Annotated in this window: 11 protein-coding genes and 1 pseudogene; 6 read left to right on the top strand and 6 right to left on the bottom strand. The window is 57.3% G+C overall.

The genetic code is table 11. The features are described from left to right. Positions 1-16: 16 nt before the first annotated feature. The 6 genes from QIT27_RS14840 to QIT27_RS14815 form a co-directional block, all read right to left on the bottom strand. The gene (locus QIT27_RS14840) at positions 17-1,219 is read right to left on the bottom strand and encodes an MFS transporter (RefSeq protein WP_285264253.1); all 1,203 of its coding nucleotides are present in this window, start codon (positions 1,217-1,219) and stop codon (positions 17-19) included. Positions 1,220-1,228: 9 nt separating this feature from the next. Beyond that, positions 1,229-1,729 (bottom strand): hypothetical protein, encoded by a 501-nt coding sequence (locus QIT27_RS14835; RefSeq protein ID WP_285264252.1) that lies wholly within the window; start codon positions 1,727-1,729, stop codon positions 1,229-1,231. Positions 1,730-1,805: 76 nt separating this feature from the next. Continuing rightward, positions 1,806-3,059, bottom strand: coding sequence for a DEAD/DEAH box helicase (locus tag QIT27_RS14830; RefSeq protein WP_159342006.1), 1,254 nt, complete (start codon positions 3,057-3,059; stop codon positions 1,806-1,808). Between the two features lie 270 nt (positions 3,060-3,329). After that, positions 3,330-3,917: a PqiC family protein gene (locus tag QIT27_RS14825; RefSeq protein ID WP_159342007.1), complete on the bottom strand. Its 588-nt coding sequence runs from the start codon at positions 3,915-3,917 to the stop codon at positions 3,330-3,332. Between the two features lie 15 nt (positions 3,918-3,932). Next, on the bottom strand, positions 3,933-5,615 hold the full coding sequence (gene pqiB, locus QIT27_RS14820) for an intermembrane transport protein PqiB (RefSeq protein ID WP_159342008.1): 1,683 nt from the start codon (positions 5,613-5,615) through the stop codon (positions 3,933-3,935). After that, positions 5,608-6,951 (bottom strand): paraquat-inducible protein A, encoded by a 1,344-nt coding sequence (locus QIT27_RS14815; protein ID WP_253018994.1) that lies wholly within the window; start codon positions 6,949-6,951, stop codon positions 5,608-5,610. The genes pqiB and QIT27_RS14815 overlap by 8 nt, the downstream gene beginning before the upstream one ends. A 185-nt stretch (positions 6,952-7,136) precedes the next feature. On the opposite strand from QIT27_RS14815, the gene QIT27_RS14810 reads away from it, so the two are divergent. The 6 genes and pseudogenes from QIT27_RS14810 to QIT27_RS14785 all read left to right on the top strand — a co-directional run bounded on the left by QIT27_RS14810 (position 7,137) and on the right by QIT27_RS14785 (position 15,157). Continuing rightward, positions 7,137-8,111: a calcium/sodium antiporter gene (locus tag QIT27_RS14810; RefSeq protein WP_253018802.1), complete on the top strand. Its 975-nt coding sequence runs from the start codon at positions 7,137-7,139 to the stop codon at positions 8,109-8,111. Between the two features lie 213 nt (positions 8,112-8,324). Beyond that, complete coding sequence (locus QIT27_RS14805) at positions 8,325-9,740, top strand: cytochrome ubiquinol oxidase subunit I (protein ID WP_253018801.1); 1,416 nt, start codon at positions 8,325-8,327, stop codon at positions 9,738-9,740. Between the two features lie 2 nt (positions 9,741-9,742). Next, the gene (gene cydB / locus QIT27_RS14800) at positions 9,743-10,744 is read left to right on the top strand and encodes a cytochrome d ubiquinol oxidase subunit II (protein ID WP_285264250.1); all 1,002 of its coding nucleotides are present in this window, start codon (positions 9,743-9,745) and stop codon (positions 10,742-10,744) included. Positions 10,745-10,748: 4 nt separating this feature from the next. Beyond that, a complete protein-coding gene (gene cydD / locus QIT27_RS14795; protein WP_285264249.1) occupies positions 10,749-12,434 on the top strand; it encodes a thiol reductant ABC exporter subunit CydD in 1,686 nt (561 codons plus the stop codon). Next, entirely contained in the window at positions 12,431-14,170 is a 1,740-nt protein-coding gene (gene cydC, locus QIT27_RS14790; RefSeq protein WP_285264248.1) for a thiol reductant ABC exporter subunit CydC, read from the top strand. The genes cydD and cydC overlap by 4 nt, the downstream gene beginning before the upstream one ends. Beyond that, a pseudogene (locus QIT27_RS14785) lies at positions 14,163-15,157 on the top strand (adenosine deaminase). Before cydC ends, QIT27_RS14785 begins: the two are co-directional and overlap by 8 nt. Positions 15,158-15,359: the final 202 nt, after the last annotated feature.

Raw genomic sequence — 15,359 nt, 5'->3', positions numbered from 1 at the left:
GTGAGAGCTAAAAGGGTTATCGGTGGTGGACCTGCAGTTGGCCATTGTGGTCGTCGAGTTGCCGCTGGCGTCCTGCCAAGAGCGCAAAGCCACAGCAAATGCCAATCAGGCCGAGCAGCAGCCAAGCGATATGCTGCGTGCTGGCGCCAGCTTGCAGCAGCAGACCGACGCCGAAGGGGCCCAGGGCGGCCAGCGTATAACCACCTCCTTGTACCAGACCGGAGAGTTGGCCTGCCAAACGCTCGTTGGCGGTACGTAGCACCAACAAGCTTAACGCAAGGCTAAAGCTTCCGCCTTGCCCGAACCCAAGCAGGACAGCGCCAGGCCAACGCCAGCCCAAGGGGGCCGCCAGCAGGAAGACGAGCCCCAGTGCAGTGCATAGTAAGACCAGTAAGAGCGCCGGTCGCTGATCTCGGTATAAGCGTGCGAACCAGGGGGCGCTCAACGCGGAGATCAGTTGGCACATGATGGAAACGGCCATCGTCCAGCCTGCGGTGGCCTCGGTGTAACCCCGCGCGATGAGCAGCGTCGGTAGCCAGCCAAAAACGATATAGGCCATGGAAGATTGGATGCCCATGAAGAGCATCACCTGCCACGTTAGTGGCTGCTTAAGTAATGCACTAAGAGGCTGCACAGCGGGCCGTTGAAGAACGCTTGCGTTGTTTGGGGCAGGCGCATAGCGCATCCACACGATGAGCGTGGTGAGCGCCAAGAGTGCCCAGCTCACTAGACTGGCTTGCCAGTCCCCCAGCCACTGCATGAAAGGGACGCTGAGCCCTGCACCTAGAGCACCACCCAAGCAGAGCGCCATGGTATATAGGCCCGTCAGCAGGTCGGCACTGGCGGGAAGCTCGCGCTTGACCAGGGCGGGCAACAGCGTGCCAGCCAGCCCGATGGCACTGCCAGCCATGGCGGTACCGACGTAGAGCAATCCTGGAAACGGTAACACTCGCACCCATAAGCCGGTGGCCAGCAGCAGCAGGGCAGCGCTTAGTGCACGTTCGCTTCCAATGCGGCGCCCGATCATGGGGGCCAGTGGGGCCGTCAAGCCCAAAAACAGCACGGGAAGGGTAGTCAATACTCCAGCCGCAGAAGCAGACAGCCCCGCGTTCTCTTGCAGCCGATTAAGTAGCGGGGCTACCGATGACATGGCAGGGCGTAAATTGAGCCCTACCATGAACATCAGCACAATGAAGCGACAAGCGTGGCGTGAGACCATGACGCGAGCTTATTTCAGGTGAGGGCGAAGGTCGCCGCGGACCGCGTCGAGCAAGGTAATGAAGTGGAAGTCTTGAGGGGTGTCCAGGCAGTCGACACGTACTTGAGTTCGCATGCCCTTGTTGATATCGAGCTTGTCGTAAATCTCGAGCGTCAATTTGCTAGCGGGCTTATCCCCTGGGGCAATGATGCCCTCTTTCAGGGTAAAGGTTTCCAGCAGAGTGACGCGTACACGGGTGCTGTTGCCTTCGCTCAAGACGCGGCGCACGAACAGCCAGCCTTCACAGGGCAAAGACGCATTGTCGCGCTCACGAAGAAAGAGCGTACGGTAGCAGGCCCCTTCGGTGGACGCTTTTTCGGCCATGCTGCGATATGCCTGGACGACTTGATTGGCCGAGGCGCGGGCGTCCTCTAGGCGTTGCGCAATGCCCTGATGTTCGCGGCTGAGTTGCTCCTGACGCTGAAAGGTCAGCCATTGGCGGTAATCGGCCATGAGTTGTGAAGACGCCATAGTCACTCCATGAATTAATTCAGCAAAAACGCCGGAATAGGCGAGGCGCTACCTTCGCATATTCCGGGCATTCGGGCTAGCGGCGGCTACGACGACGGCGCTCGCCACCGGCGTTGGCTGCCTGTCCTTCCGGCTTGCGCTGGCGCGGTGAACGCTGGCCGCGGCGGCCATTTTCGATGGGCTCTGGTTTGGCATTCGGGTCAGGTTCGAAGCCAGGTTCGATGTGCTTGGGCAGCGTCTGATTGATCAGTCGCTCGATGTTTTTGAGCAAGCCATGCTCATCGACGCATACCAACGAGACGGCTTCACCATTGCTGCCCGCGCGACCCGTACGGCCAATGCGGTGAACGTAATCTTCAGCCACATTGGGTAGGTCGAAATTCACCACGTGGGGCAGTTCGTTGATGTCCAGGCCACGCGCGGCAATATCGGTGGCCACTAGCACCTGCAGGTCGCCGCTCTTGAACGCGCCCAGCGCTCGGGTGCGTGCGCCTTGGCTTTTGTTGCCATGGATCGCCATGGCCGGTATGTCTTGTTTCGAGAGCTGCTCGGCTAGCCGGTTAGCGCCATGCTTGGTGCGTGTGAATACCAGTACTTGGAACCAGTTGTGCCGCAGAATCAGATGCGCCAACAAGTCGCGTTTCTTATCACGGTCCACACGGTAGATAGCCTGTTCGATCTTTTCTGCTGTGGTGTTACGCGGGGCGACTTCAATCAGCGCAGGGTCGTTGAGCAGTTGTTTGGCCAGGGTCTGGATCTCGTTGGAGAACGTGGCCGAAAACAGCAGGTTCTGCCGCTGCTTGGGTACTAGACGCAGCAGTCGCTTGATATCGTGAATGAACCCCATGTCGAGCATGCGGTCGGCTTCATCCAGAACCAGAATCTCAACGGCGGCCAGGTCGACATGCCCTTGCTGGTGCAGGTCGAGCAGCCGCCCAGGGGTCGCTACCAGGACATCCAGGCCATGCCGCAGGGCATCGACTTGGGGCTGTTGGCCGACGCCGCCAAAAATAATGTGAGAGCGCAGCGATAGGTGTTGTCCGTAAGCGGCAACGCTCTCACCCACTTGAGCCGCCAGCTCACGGGTGGGGGTAAGAACGAGTGCACGCACCTGACGTTTGCCCGGGCGTTTGCCGTTTGCCAGGCGCTGTAGCATCGGCAGCGTGAAGCCTGCCGTTTTGCCCGTACCGGTTTGCGCGCTGGCAAGAAGATCGCGTCCTTCTAGAACGACGGGAATGGCCTTTTGTTGAATAGGCGTCGGCTGTGTGTAGCCCTGCGCATTCACCGCGCGCAGTAAATCGTCGTGCAGACCAAGATCAGAAAAGCTCATGCGTTCTCCGCAGTCGCATAGCAGTCGGCGCCACCAACTGGGCGGCGCTGCTAGGCGTCATGTTCAAAAAGCGAGGATAGTACACCGTCGCGGCAGCGAAGTTTGACAGATAGCACGCTGTGCCGCGACGGGCGTTAAAACGTCTTGTGATACCTCAGGGTGTCACAAGAGGGAGACAGGGTGGCGCTGACAGTGACGTCGTTAGTGGCCGTGAGTGTAACACGAAAGTCTCACGTCAACGCGCTACCCGTAGCGATCATGCTTAGAGGATTACAAGTGGCCGCCTTGGCGCAGCTGGTCGGCAATTTGCTCGGCCACTGCCTGCCAGCTCTCTCCCAACGAGCGCACCAGGGCAGGGTAGCCATCCTGGTCGAGGGTCGTTTCAGCGGTAAAGCTCTTGAGGGCGAGCATCTCGCCGTCGCTATCGCGCAGTTGCCACTGGCCGCTGGCCACGGCGACGCCATCGTAGCGACCCTGGAATTGATCCACTTCCATGGAGAGCGTCAGGGTACCGGGACGGCTTCCCTCTGCCCGCACGACTTGCACGCTGGGGAGCTGGTCAGCTAATTCAGCACGTAATGCACGCTCTAGCTGGCGGCCGATGCTCTCTGCCCATTGATGTTCGCGGGCTTCATTCAAGGTGATGTCGTCTAACTGCATCACGATGCCATCCACGTCTAAATAGTGGGCGAGGCGGGGCGCGCTGACTTGAAGCGTCGCCTCGGCGCTGCTGGATGCGCTGACTGCCGGGCTTGCAGGCAACATGTAGCGCGTGGGCGGAGAGACGCTGCTGGCACAGGCGGACAAGAGCAGGCTCATGGCAGCTGCCAGCCATAACAAGGGTAATCGACGTAGCATAACGGTCATCCTTAATTAGCGAGGAGCGCGAGGAATCGGGTCCTGGGTATCCAAATTGTCGAACAGCAGCGCCCGAGGGTTCTCGTTGAGCGTTCGGGTGAGCGGCTGAAGGTCACGCATCAGCCTGTCCAAGCGCTCGATAGCGCCGGTCAGTTCCTGATACGCCGGCGAAGAGGGCGATACGCCTTCCAGCGTGCTGCGCAGCTCTTCCAATGTGCCGTTCAGGTTGCCACCGATCGCTTGGGTGTCGGGATCGTTCAGCAGCTGATTGATGGATGCGCTGACCTCGCGCACTTCGTTGAGCACGCTTTCAGAGGCTTGCAGGTTACGATCCAATCCCGCCAGCAGTGGCTCCACTTCGAGGTCGTTGAGTTTTTCCAATAGGCTCGTTACCTGCGCCTGTATCTGTGCAAACCCACCGGCCACCGTTGGGAAAACGGTTCGATCGGCAAACCTCTCTGCCACGTATTCGTCGGCCAAATCGCGCTGGAAGTTAAGATCGACGAACAGTGCCCCTGTCAGCAGGCTACCGTTTTTGAGCGACGCGCGCAGGCCCAGGCCGAACATGCGCTTGAAGCGGTTATCCCACTCCTCCAAATCGATATCGGTATTTTCGATGCCCAGGCGCTGAGGCTCGATGCGAATGAGGACTGGAATCGCGAAACGCGCGCGTGAATCCGGCTGCGGCGCCGTGAAGTTCCAGGGGACGGCGGCTACGGTGCCGATTCTTACGCCGCGAAACTCCACCGGTGCGCCCCGAGACAAGCCACGCACCGTGTCATCCACCAGCAGGACATACTCCAGGTAGCGATTGAAGGTGCCTTCCCGGGCGGTGTCTTCATCGGCATAGAGGTTAAAGCGCGTATTGGCTTCAACCGGCTTGCCCATGGGGAGGTCTTCCGGTACGCCAAAGGTGACGCCGCCGCCAAGCAGCGCTTCGAGAGACTCTACGTTCACCCGTACGCCATCGGCATCCAGGCGGAAGTCGATGCCGCTGGCCGTCCAAAACCGGGTGCTGTCGGTGACGAGCTGGGCGTAGGGCTCTTCGATGAAGACTTGATGGTGCATGGTGCGGGTTTCTGGCTCGAAGCGCGTGTCTTCGACGCGACCTACCGTGTAGCCCTGATAAGAGACCGGATCGCCAATGCGCAGCGAGTTACCCAGCTGGCTTACCAGGTTGATTTGCAGGCCTGCTTGACCGGCGGGCGCAACGGGAGGGACATCGCTGACTTCAAATTCGCGTTTCGGTTCGTCGGATTGGCCGGGTTCCAGTTGAATGTACGCCCCCGACAGTACCGTGCCCAAGCCGCTGATGCCTTCACGGCCAATACGCGGTTTGACGACCCAAAAGCGACTATCTTCCCTCAACATGGCTTCCGCTTCGGGCTGAATGCGCGCCACCATGACCGCATGCGAAAGGTCGTCGGAGAGACGGACGCTTTGCACGCGACCGATTTCCACGTTTCGACTGCGGATGAGGGTGCTGCCCGCTTCGATTCCTTCGGCACTTTCCATGGTAAGTGTGACCAGCGTGCCGCGACTCGAGTAATTATCGTACACCAGCCATAGGCCGATGATGACGGCGACCAGCGGCACGATCCAAATGGGGGATAGGCGCGTTTGTGGCGAGGATTTCGCTTTGTGTAATTCGCCATTGTCGGTGTCAGGTGTGTTCTGAGGCGTTGAATCGTTAGCCATCAACAGGTTCCTTGGTGGCCGTTTTACGGCGAAGAGGGCGTGGAGTATGAGTGTCCCATATCAAACGGGGGTCGAACGTCATGGCCGCCAGCATCGTGAGCACGACGACTGCACCAAACGCAAGGGCAGCAGGCCCTGGCGTAATCGACATCAACGACCCGGCACGAATGAGGGCAACCAAAATGGCTACGACAAATACGTCAACCATAGACCAGCGTCCAATGAATTCCGTCAATCGGTAAAGACGGGTGCGGCTCTGGGCATTGAGGTCATTGCTGCGTTTCAGCATCAGGCAGAGCCAAGCCAGAGCCACCAGTTTGCCCACTGGAACGATGACGCTGGCCACGAATATGACAGCGGCCACCGGCCATGACCCCATTTGGATGAGTTGTACCACCCCGCCGATGATCGTGGACGGCGTGGCGTTACCCAAGCTCGTGGTGGTCATGATGGGGTACAGGTTAGCCGGCAGATACATGACCGTGGCAGCGAACAGCAGTGCCCACGTGCGCTGCAAGCTGTGAGGCAACCGCGTATGCAGTTTTTCATGGCAGCGCAAACAGCGCTTCTTACCGTGTTCGGTGCGATTGATCAAACCACAGGTGGGGCAGCCAGTGACGCCTTGGCTGGCAGCGGTCGTACCAGTTAGCGTTCCCTCGGGGGCGAGTGGCTCACCTTCGAGGGAGAACCACATCCAATCGCCATCGATGGACTGCACCGTCATCAACAGCAAAATTCCAAACAGACAGAACGCCCAAAACGAAATGCCCAGCTCGATTTGCGCCATGCCCGCTACTTTGATCAGACTGACCAATGCGCCAATGATGAAAACATCCGCCATCATCCACGGGTTCAGGTGAGCCAATGAGCGGGCGATGTCGCGGCTAAACGGCATGGGGCGTGCCCGCAAAAGGCCAAACTGTAACCATACCACCCCCACCAGATAGACGGCGGGCAGGACGATGATCGTCATCATCACCGCGATGGCGACGATGGGTTGGTGAAATTCGATGAGCGTCGTGGCGGTTTGCGACAGTTCGATTCGATTGCCTACTCCGCTGACACTGAAGCTGACGAATGGAAACGAGATCGCCACCATCAGTGCGATCAATGAGGCCAACGCCAGCGCCATGCTGCGCTGGGCGGGATAGCGGTGACGCTTGACCAATACATGCGAGCAGCGCGGGCAGGTAGCTTTCTCACCCGAATTGAGCGGCGGCAGGGCAGACACCCAGTCACACTCATGACAAGCGCGCAGACGCCGTCGCTGAGTGCGGGTCTCAGGCGGGAAACAATCCACCTCGGGCGTCTTAACCGGCAGCGATGGCCGTTTTATAAAGGAGTAATGGGGCAACAGCAAACTCTCTGTGCATAATGCGGTTAGAACCAATACGATGGGGCGTTGCTTATGTCAACCTAGGAAACGGGAAGGGCGCATGTAAACAGCGCTTGACCGAAGAGGCTAGTTAGACAAGGATGCAGCCGCGATAGTGCCTAACATTATGACATTAAGGAACTGAAATGTTACTCGCCTTTCTTGCTGTGGTCGCGGGCTTGGTCCTGCTGATATGGAGTGCAGAGAAATTCATCGATGGCGCTGCGGCGACGTCTCGCTGGTTGGGGTTATCGCCTCTGCTGATAGGCATGCTAGTGATCGGCTTTGGTACGTCGGCACCGGAAATGATGGTGTCGGTGTTGGCGGCCATGCAAGGCAACCCGGGCTTGGCGGTGGGTAATGCTTACGGTTCCAACATTGCCAATATGGGGCTGGTACTCGGTTTCGTCGCGCTGATGGCACCTTTGGCCGTTCATTCGAGCGTTATTCGCAAAGAGATGCCGCTACTCGTCATCGTCATGCTGGTAACGGGTTACATGCTGCTGGACGGCTGGATATCGCGCATCGAAGCGGCCTTGCTGCTAGTGGGGTTGGGCGTCTTCATCACGGCCAGCATCATCAGCTCGCGCGGTCAGCAGGATGACCCGCTGATGGCAGAAGTGACCGAAAGCCTGGATAGCAAACCGATGTCCCGTGGTAAATCCATCATGTGGACGCTGATTGGTTTGGTGCTGTTGATTGCCAGCTCTCGCCTGCTGGTGTGGGGCGCCGTCGAAATCGCGGTAGGGTTTGGGGTCAGTGATTTGATCATCGGTTTGACCGTCGTCGCGGTGGGTACATCGCTACCGGAGCTGGCCTCGTCAATCAGTGCGCTGCGCCGTAACGAACACGATATGGTGTTGGGTAACGTAGTGGGCTCGAACCTGTTCAACAGTATGGCTGTGGTCGGCTTGGCAGGGGTCATCGTACCGATCGAAGCGGGGCGGGAAGTGCTGGTGCGTGATTGGGGCGTGATGACGGTCATGACGCTCATCATGGTGCTGTTTGCGTTCTCTTGGCGTGGTCGCCCGCGGCGCATCAATCGTGTTGAGGGAGGTGTGCTGTTTTCCATGTTCATTGCCTACACCGCCTATATGGTCAGCGTCGTAGTCATGTCTTAAGTGTCGAATAACGGAAGTTGCCTGGAGAGTGTGCGTCAATGCGACACAGCTTTTCAGGCAAACTATCGCTGTATAACGATGGTCGAAGCGGTAAACTACAACTCATGTAAAGAATAAGCTTAGTGCTTATAACTAAAATGCAGCGCCATTAAGGCTCAACTAAGCTTGTGACACCCATTGACGGGATACCAACTCAGGTCTTAGGAGAGTGTGATGGAACTCGACCCCTTAGTACTATCGCGAATACAGTTCGCCTTCGTTGTATCGTTTCATGCGATCTTTCCAGTCTTTACCATTGGCCTAGCGTCTTACATTGCGCTGCTCCACGGGCTGTACTTCAAGACCGGCAATCCTGCGTGGGACCGCCTATCGCTGTTCTGGACCAAGGTGTTTGCCGTGGTCTTCGGTATGGGCGTCGTCTCGGGCATCGTAATGTCCTTCCAGTTCGGCACCAACTGGAGCAATTTCTCTCAGGCCGCCTCCAACTTCTTGGGGCCAGTGCTGAGCTATGAAGTCGTGACCGCGTTCTTCTTGGAAGCGGCCTTCCTTGGTGTGCTTCTCTTTGGTCGCGGTAAGGTCCCGCAAGGAGTGCACTTGTTTGCGGCTATCATGGTGGCTGTTGGCACGTTTATCTCTTCCTTCTGGATTTTGTCCGCTAACAGCTGGATGCATACCCCGGCAGGCGTGGAGCTGATCGATAATCGCTTCCACGTGCTCTCTTGGTCTGAGGCCATCTTCAACCCTTCTTTCCCGTACCGCTTTGCTCACATGGCCATGGCGTCGTTCTTGACCGGTGGTTTCGTGGTGGCCGGGGTCAGCGCTTGGTTCCTGCTGCGTGGACGCGACCCGGAAGCCAACCGTCGCGCGCTCTCCATGTGTTTGTGGCTGTTGCTGTTCCTGGCGCCTGCTCAAGCAGTGGTGGGGGACTTCCATGGCCTCAACACGCTGGAGCATCAGCCCACTAAGGTGGCAGCAATGGAAGGGCATTGGGAAACGTCTGGCAACGTCCCGTTGCTGCTGTTTGCCATTCCCGACCAAGAGGCACAAACCAACCATTTTGAGATTGGTATCCCGAATTTGGCGAGCATGATCCTGACTCACTCCCCCGATGGTGTGATTCCAGGTGTCAGCGAAGCAGCGCCCGACGAGCAGCCGCCGGTGATCATCGTTTTCTGGGCTTTCCGTGTGATGGTGGGGATCGGCTTATTGATGATTGCCACGGCCTTCGTCGGTTTATTGATGCGGCGCAAAGGCAAGGTGTATGAACATAATGGTTACTTGAAAGCGCTGGTGTGCATGATTCCGATGCCGTTTGCCGCCGTGTTGGCAGGTTGGATCGTCACTGAATCTGGCCGTGCACCGTGGTTGGTTTACGGCATGATGACCCATGCCGAAGGTCTGACGCCTTCGCTAACCGGGCCGATGGCACTGTTCACTCTGATTGGTTACGTGGCGGTATACGCGGTCGTGTTTTACGCCGGTATCTACTACCTCACGCGTGTGGTGCGCAACGGCATGCTGCCCGAAGAGGAACAAGACACTACCAGCGAGAACTTCAAGCGTCCCATGCGTCCGTTCTCTGCTGCGCATACGCCTTTTGACGATGATGTCGATCCGGTAAGGAGCTAAACATGGAAATGTTTGATTTAACGCTAATTTGGGCGGGCATCATTGGCTTCGGCATCATGATGTACGTGTTGATGGATGGTTTCGATCTGGGCTTGGGGATACTGTTCCCCTTCGCCCCGGATGAAGATTCTCGTGATGTCATGATGAACTCGGTGGCCCCCGTATGGGACGGCAACGAAACGTGGCTAGTACTGGGGGGCGCTGGCCTGCTCGGCGCCTTCCCGCTGGTGTATTCGGTCTTTTTGCCAGCGCTCTATATCGGTGTTTTCTTGATGCTGGCCGGGCTGATTTTTCGCGGCGTCGCATTTGAGTTTCGCTTCAAGTCGCGTCGTAACCGCCGCTGGTGGAACCGTGCCTTCAGCTGGGGGTCTGGCGTGGCGGCGTTTGCCCAAGGGGCCGTCGTAGGGGCGTACATTCAAGGCTTCCGCGTCGAAAACTTTGCCTTCGTGGGTGGTGCTTTCGACTGGTTGACGCCGTTCTCAGTGCTCACGGGACTGGGTTTGATGGCGGGCTATGCGCTGCTTGGTGCGACCTGGTTGATCCTTAAGTCGGAAGGGCACATTCAAGATTGGGCCTATAAGATCACTCCTATGCTGCTGGCGCTGGTGCTGGGTGTGTTCGCGATCATTAGCATTTGGACGCCGTTTGTGAATCCGGTGGTGTGGGAGCGTTGGTTTGGCAACCTTCAACTGATCTGGATTTTCCCGGCGCTTGCGCTCTTTTCGGCCTTTATGGTGTATCGGTCCGTCAAACGCCGTGATGAGGGCATTCCTTTCGTCGCGACGATCGGTATCTACGTGTTTACCTACTTGGGGCTGATCGTCAGTAAGTGGCCGGTCATCGTGCCGCCCAATTACACGCTTTGGGATGCTGCGTCAGCGCCAGAATCACAGCTATTTTTGCTAATTGGCGTGCTGTTCGTCATTCCGATCATCCTGGCCTACACCGCATGGACCTATTGGGTGTTCCGCGGCAAGGTGCGTGTTGGCGAGGGGTACCACTAACGCTATGACAGACCATCCTCCCGAAGTAGAAACGGTGGAGGTCATGACGCCGCGCCATTGGCTCAATCAGCTTGCCAAGCGCGAGCGGAATCAACTGACGTGGGCGGCAATGTGGGGAGTGTTGGCAGGCGTACAAACGGTCCTGCTGGTGGTGGGGCTTGCTTGGCTTATCGATCAATTGGTCATTGCAGGCCGCTCCCCTTGGTCACTGATCACCCCATTGGCAGGCCTCGTGGCCGTTGTCTTACTTCGCTCTTTGTTCCAGGCGCTGCAGGAAATGTGCAGCGCCAAAGCAAGCCTTCGCATTCGCCAGTACGCCAGGCAAACCCTTCTCGATAAAATCTCGGCGCTTGGTCCGGTGTGTCTGACGCGTCAGCAAAGCGGTGCGTTGGCTACTCAGTCGGTTGAGCATATCGAGGCCTTGGATGGCTACTTCGCCCGTTTCTACCCGCAGCTAAGAATCGTGGTGGTTTTGCCACTGATTATCCTAGGGGTCGTCGTTGGGCTGGATTACTTGGTCGCCGCTTTCTTATTGCTATCTGCACCGCTGATCCCGCTGTTCATGGCGTTGGTCGGTATGGGGGCCGAGCGTATGAATCGCGATCAATTCATGGCCGTTTCTCGTCTATCGGCGCACTTCATCGACCGTGTGCGTGGAATGACAACGCTTCAGCTGTTCGGGCATACCAAGGCGGCCCAGCAAGACGTATGGTACGCCACCGATCACTACCGAAGGCTCAGTATGCGGACGCTGCGTTTGGCGTTCTTGTCATCGGCCGTGCTGGAGTTTTTTGCTTCCGTGGCCATTGCCGTCGTGGCCATGTACGTCGGCTTCGGTCTGCTGGGGTATATCGATTACGGGCCGTCGCCCCAGTTGACACTCTTCAGCGGGTTGGCGGTGCTTCTTCTAGCGCCAGAGTTTTTTCAGCCCTTGAGAACGCTTTCACAGCATTATCACGATCGTGCTGCTGCCCTCGGTTCAGCCGAAAGTTTGGTGGCCATCCTAAACGAACCTAGTCGCGTCGCATCACCGTCGAAGCCGCCTACAGAGGTGGGGGTGATTGTGGCGCTCGAGGGTGTCGATATTCGTTATGTAGAACGTTCGACGGTTTTAAGCCGTGTCAGCATGACGCTGCGGGCTGGCGACGTGGCGGTATTGACCGGTGAGTCGGGGAGCGGTAAGTCCTCGTTGCTGGCGCTCATGGCGGGGTTCATGGCACCAGATCGTGGGGAGTGCCGTATCGACACTTCGATACCCATTGCTTGGCTGGACCAATCACCCTGCATTTTGCAAGGTTCCCTGGCGGATAATCTACGCATGGCCTCGCCTGATGCAGACGATGCTCGACTCATCGAAGCGTTAGAGCGGGCCGGGCTTGGTGATCTCTTGGCTAGCTTGCCCCATGGCCTGGCTACCACGGTGGGTGAGCGCGGCGTTGGCCTTTCCGGTGGTCAAGCGCAACGGCTTGCGCTGGCGCGTGTTTATCTTAGCCATGCCCAGCTCATTTTGCTCGATGAGCCGACAGCGAGTTTGGATGCAGAAACGGAAGGCGCAGTCATTCGGGCGCTGCTGGAGTGGGCAAAAGAGGGGCGTACGCTGGTCATGGCGACGCATCATCCCGCAGTGGTGTCAGTGGCCAATCGTCATTTTGTGTGCCGCTCTGGTCAGCTAGTGGAGGTGACTCCATGAAGCAACTGTATCGTGACGTTGCGCCCTGGCTCAGCCTGCTGCTTCGCCGTCGTCAGGCGTTTTGGCTGGGGGCGCTGCTGGTATGGATTACCTTGCTCGCGGGGTTGTCGCTGCTAGGGCTTTCCGGGTGGTTCATTGTCTCCTGTGCCCTAGCGGGCATCGCTTTGGCAGCGGGCCTGCCCTCGTCGTTGGATGTCTACGTCCCTGGTGGGGGTATTCGTTTTTTTGCGTTGCTGAGAACCGTGGCGCGCTACATCGAGCGGCTTCATAACCATAACACCGTGCTTACGCTGCTGGCTGATTTGCGCTATCGCGTGTTTGGCGACTTGACGGGGTTGAATGATGCAACCCTCAAGCGTCGCCGAGTCAGCGAGTGGTTGAGTCGCCTCACGGCTGATATCGATCAGCTCGACAATCTCTACCTACGGTGCTTGATTCCACCGGTAGCCGCGCTGCTCACGATCTTGATGGTCTCGGGATTCATTGCGATATGGCTGCCCGCTGCCGGCATCGCGATAGCGTTCGTATTGACGCTTCTTTGGGGGGGGGGGACTTTTGGCTTTGGTTGGCTCGGCTTCGCCAATAGTTACCAGCAAGTCAGTGATCAGGAAGAGCTGCGCCGGCTGGTACTGGATCAGATACAAGCATCTGCGGAGCTGCTGAGTTATCAGACGGTCGCTTGGCACCGTCAGAAAGTGCACTCGCATGAAGTGGAGGCCATGACGAATCAGCGCCGTCTCGTCTTGAAATCAGCCCTGGGTAATGCATTTGTTTCCGCGGTCACTGGTCTTTTACTCATAGCGACGCTGTGGCTGGGCAGCCTAGCACTCTCAGCAGAAGCGGTCGTTGGGCCTATTGCCGTGATGGCAGTTATTGCCGTACTAGGCATTAACGAAGTGTTTGCACTGCTTCCTTCTGCGTTCTTGAAGCTCGGCGCGAGTTATGCTGCTGTTCAGCGTTTAAATGCGCTCAAAAAGGAGGCGCCTGGGCAGGGCGTGCAGCGTTTGCCATCAAATGCTGGCGAGTACGCCATCCAGCTCGACTCAGTGCATTACGTTTACCCTGGCGCGGCCTATCCCGCGCTGTCGGGCGTCCATGCCACACTTCGCCCACAATCGCGTGTTGTGATTACCGGCGTGTCGGGGTCCGGTAAGTCGACGTTAGCCAGCATGTTGATGGGGCGCATAGCCCCGACGCAAGGTACGGTCAGTATGGCCGGTATCTCCCCTCATCGTGTTTCCGTAGAGAGCAGGGCAGAGCATTTCGCTCTTTTAACCCAGCAAACGGATCTATTCGATGGCACGTTAGAAGCGAATTTGCGTATGGCGAAACCCAGCGCAACCGATGATGAGTTGTGGCATGTGCTGGCTATGGTTGCCCTGGAGGATTGGGTGAGGCAGCAGCCCAAAGGATTGTTGACCCACGTAGGAGAGAAAGGTCAGCAGCTTTCTGGCGGTCAAGCGCGAAGAGTGGCGTTAGCCAGGTTACTGCTACGTGACCCGTCGGTTGTGCTATTGGATGAACCGTTTGCGGGCGTGGATGCGCGCACCGCCAGGCATTTGGCGACGGCGTTAGATCACTGGCTCGTAGGTCGGACGGTGATTTTCTTTGTCCATCAAGTAGATGACGCCGCGCTTTTACCAGGGGTGGAAGCGTGCTGGCACCTTGATGGAGGGCGGCTATTTATCGATACTACCTCGTCAACCTATCCGCAAGCAGGAGCGCAGTATGAATGAGTTTTTACGCCAACTTCCCAAAGTCGAGCTCCACTTGCATATCGAAGGTTCCCTTGAGCCTGAGCTCATGTTTACCTTGGCGGCTCGTAACGGTATCGAGCTCCCTTATGCCTCTGTCGAGGAAGCAAAAGCTGCTTACGACTTTCAAGATCTTCAGGGGTTTTTAGATCTGTACTATCAAGGCATGAACGTGCTGCGTAACGAACAGGACTTTTATGACCTTGCTATAGATTATTTCAAGCGCGCCCGTAGCGAAGGTGTCATGCATATCGACATGCATTTCGACCCACAGGCGCACCTACAGCGTGGCGTCCCGCTAGAAGTCGTCATGGCTGGCCTGCTTCGTGCGAAAGAGGATGCCGAAGCTACGCTGGACTTGACGGTTGGAATGATCATGGCATTTTTGCGTGATCGTCCCGCCGAAGAGGCGTTGCATGTACTCGAGCAGGCCTCTCCTTACTGGAAGTTCCTTGACGCCATTGGGCTGGATAGCGCGGAGCGCGATCATCCTCCTGCTAAATTCCAGGCCCTTTTCGCCCGTGCCAAGGAATTGGGGCTAGTGCGCGTTGCTCATGCCGGTGAAGAGGGCCCCGCCGAATACATCGCAGACGCTCTCGACCTGCTGGACGTGCAGCGTATCGATCACGGCGTTCGCTGCTTGGAAAGTAACGATGTAGTCAAGCGCCTGCGTGATCAGCAAACGGTCTTGACGGTGTGCCCGTTGTCCAACGTCAGCTTGAAAGTCGTTTTGATCAATTAAGTGATCATCCGTTACCCCAGCTATTGGCAGAAGGGCTGAAAGTCACCATTAGCTCCGACGATCCTGCTTACTTTGGTGGTGGTCTGTTGGAAAACCACATGGCATGTGCTCAGGCGTTTGGTTGGAAAGAAGACACGTTTCGTATGCTCAATCGTAATGCGATTGAAGAAGCTTTTGTCAGCGAACAGCGTCGTGAAGAGCTTCTCAAGCGATTAGCGGCTGCGTAACGGATGCTTTGAAAAAAAGGTGTTGACGCGCGACGTTATATGCGTAAAATACGCACCACATCGAACGGCAACGCCATTCGAAAGCTCTTTAATAATTTGATCAGGTAATTCATGTGGGCGCTTGCCGATGAGGGTGAATCATCACCTATTATCAAGGCAAGCGACTCGTCAAATAGGCTTCGGCCTAATGAATGAATTCGTT

Origin of the sequence: Halomonas sp. LC1, assembly GCF_030247125.1 — a bacterium.
In the GTDB taxonomy this organism is placed as follows: domain Bacteria; phylum Pseudomonadota; class Gammaproteobacteria; order Pseudomonadales; family Halomonadaceae; genus Vreelandella.
This window is presented reverse-complemented; position numbering and strand designations above follow the sequence as displayed.

Bases quoted from the DNA above. Each gene is read 5' to 3' on its own strand.
- QIT27_RS14825 (WP_159342007.1), bottom strand. From the start codon at position 3,917: ATGCTACGTCGATTACCCTTGTTATGGCTGGCAGCTGCCATGAGCCTG.
- pqiB (WP_159342008.1), bottom strand. From the start codon at position 5,615: ATGGCTAACGATTCAACGCCTCAGAACACACCTGACACCGACAATGGC.
- cydB (WP_285264250.1), top strand. From the start codon at position 9,743: ATGGAAATGTTTGATTTAACGCTAATTTGGGCGGGCATCATTGGCTTC.
- QIT27_RS14805 (WP_253018801.1), top strand. From the start codon at position 8,325: ATGGAACTCGACCCCTTAGTACTATCGCGAATACAGTTCGCCTTCGTT.
- QIT27_RS14835 (WP_285264252.1), bottom strand. From the start codon at position 1,729: ATGGCGTCTTCACAACTCATGGCCGATTACCGCCAATGGCTGACCTTT.
- cydC (WP_285264248.1), top strand. From the start codon at position 12,431: ATGAAGCAACTGTATCGTGACGTTGCGCCCTGGCTCAGCCTGCTGCTT.
- QIT27_RS14810 (WP_253018802.1), top strand. From the start codon at position 7,137: ATGTTACTCGCCTTTCTTGCTGTGGTCGCGGGCTTGGTCCTGCTGATA.
- QIT27_RS14840 (WP_285264253.1), bottom strand. From the start codon at position 1,219: ATGGTCTCACGCCACGCTTGTCGCTTCATTGTGCTGATGTTCATGGTA.
- QIT27_RS14830 (WP_159342006.1), bottom strand. From the start codon at position 3,059: ATGAGCTTTTCTGATCTTGGTCTGCACGACGATTTACTGCGCGCGGTG.
- cydD (WP_285264249.1), top strand. From the start codon at position 10,749: ATGACAGACCATCCTCCCGAAGTAGAAACGGTGGAGGTCATGACGCCG.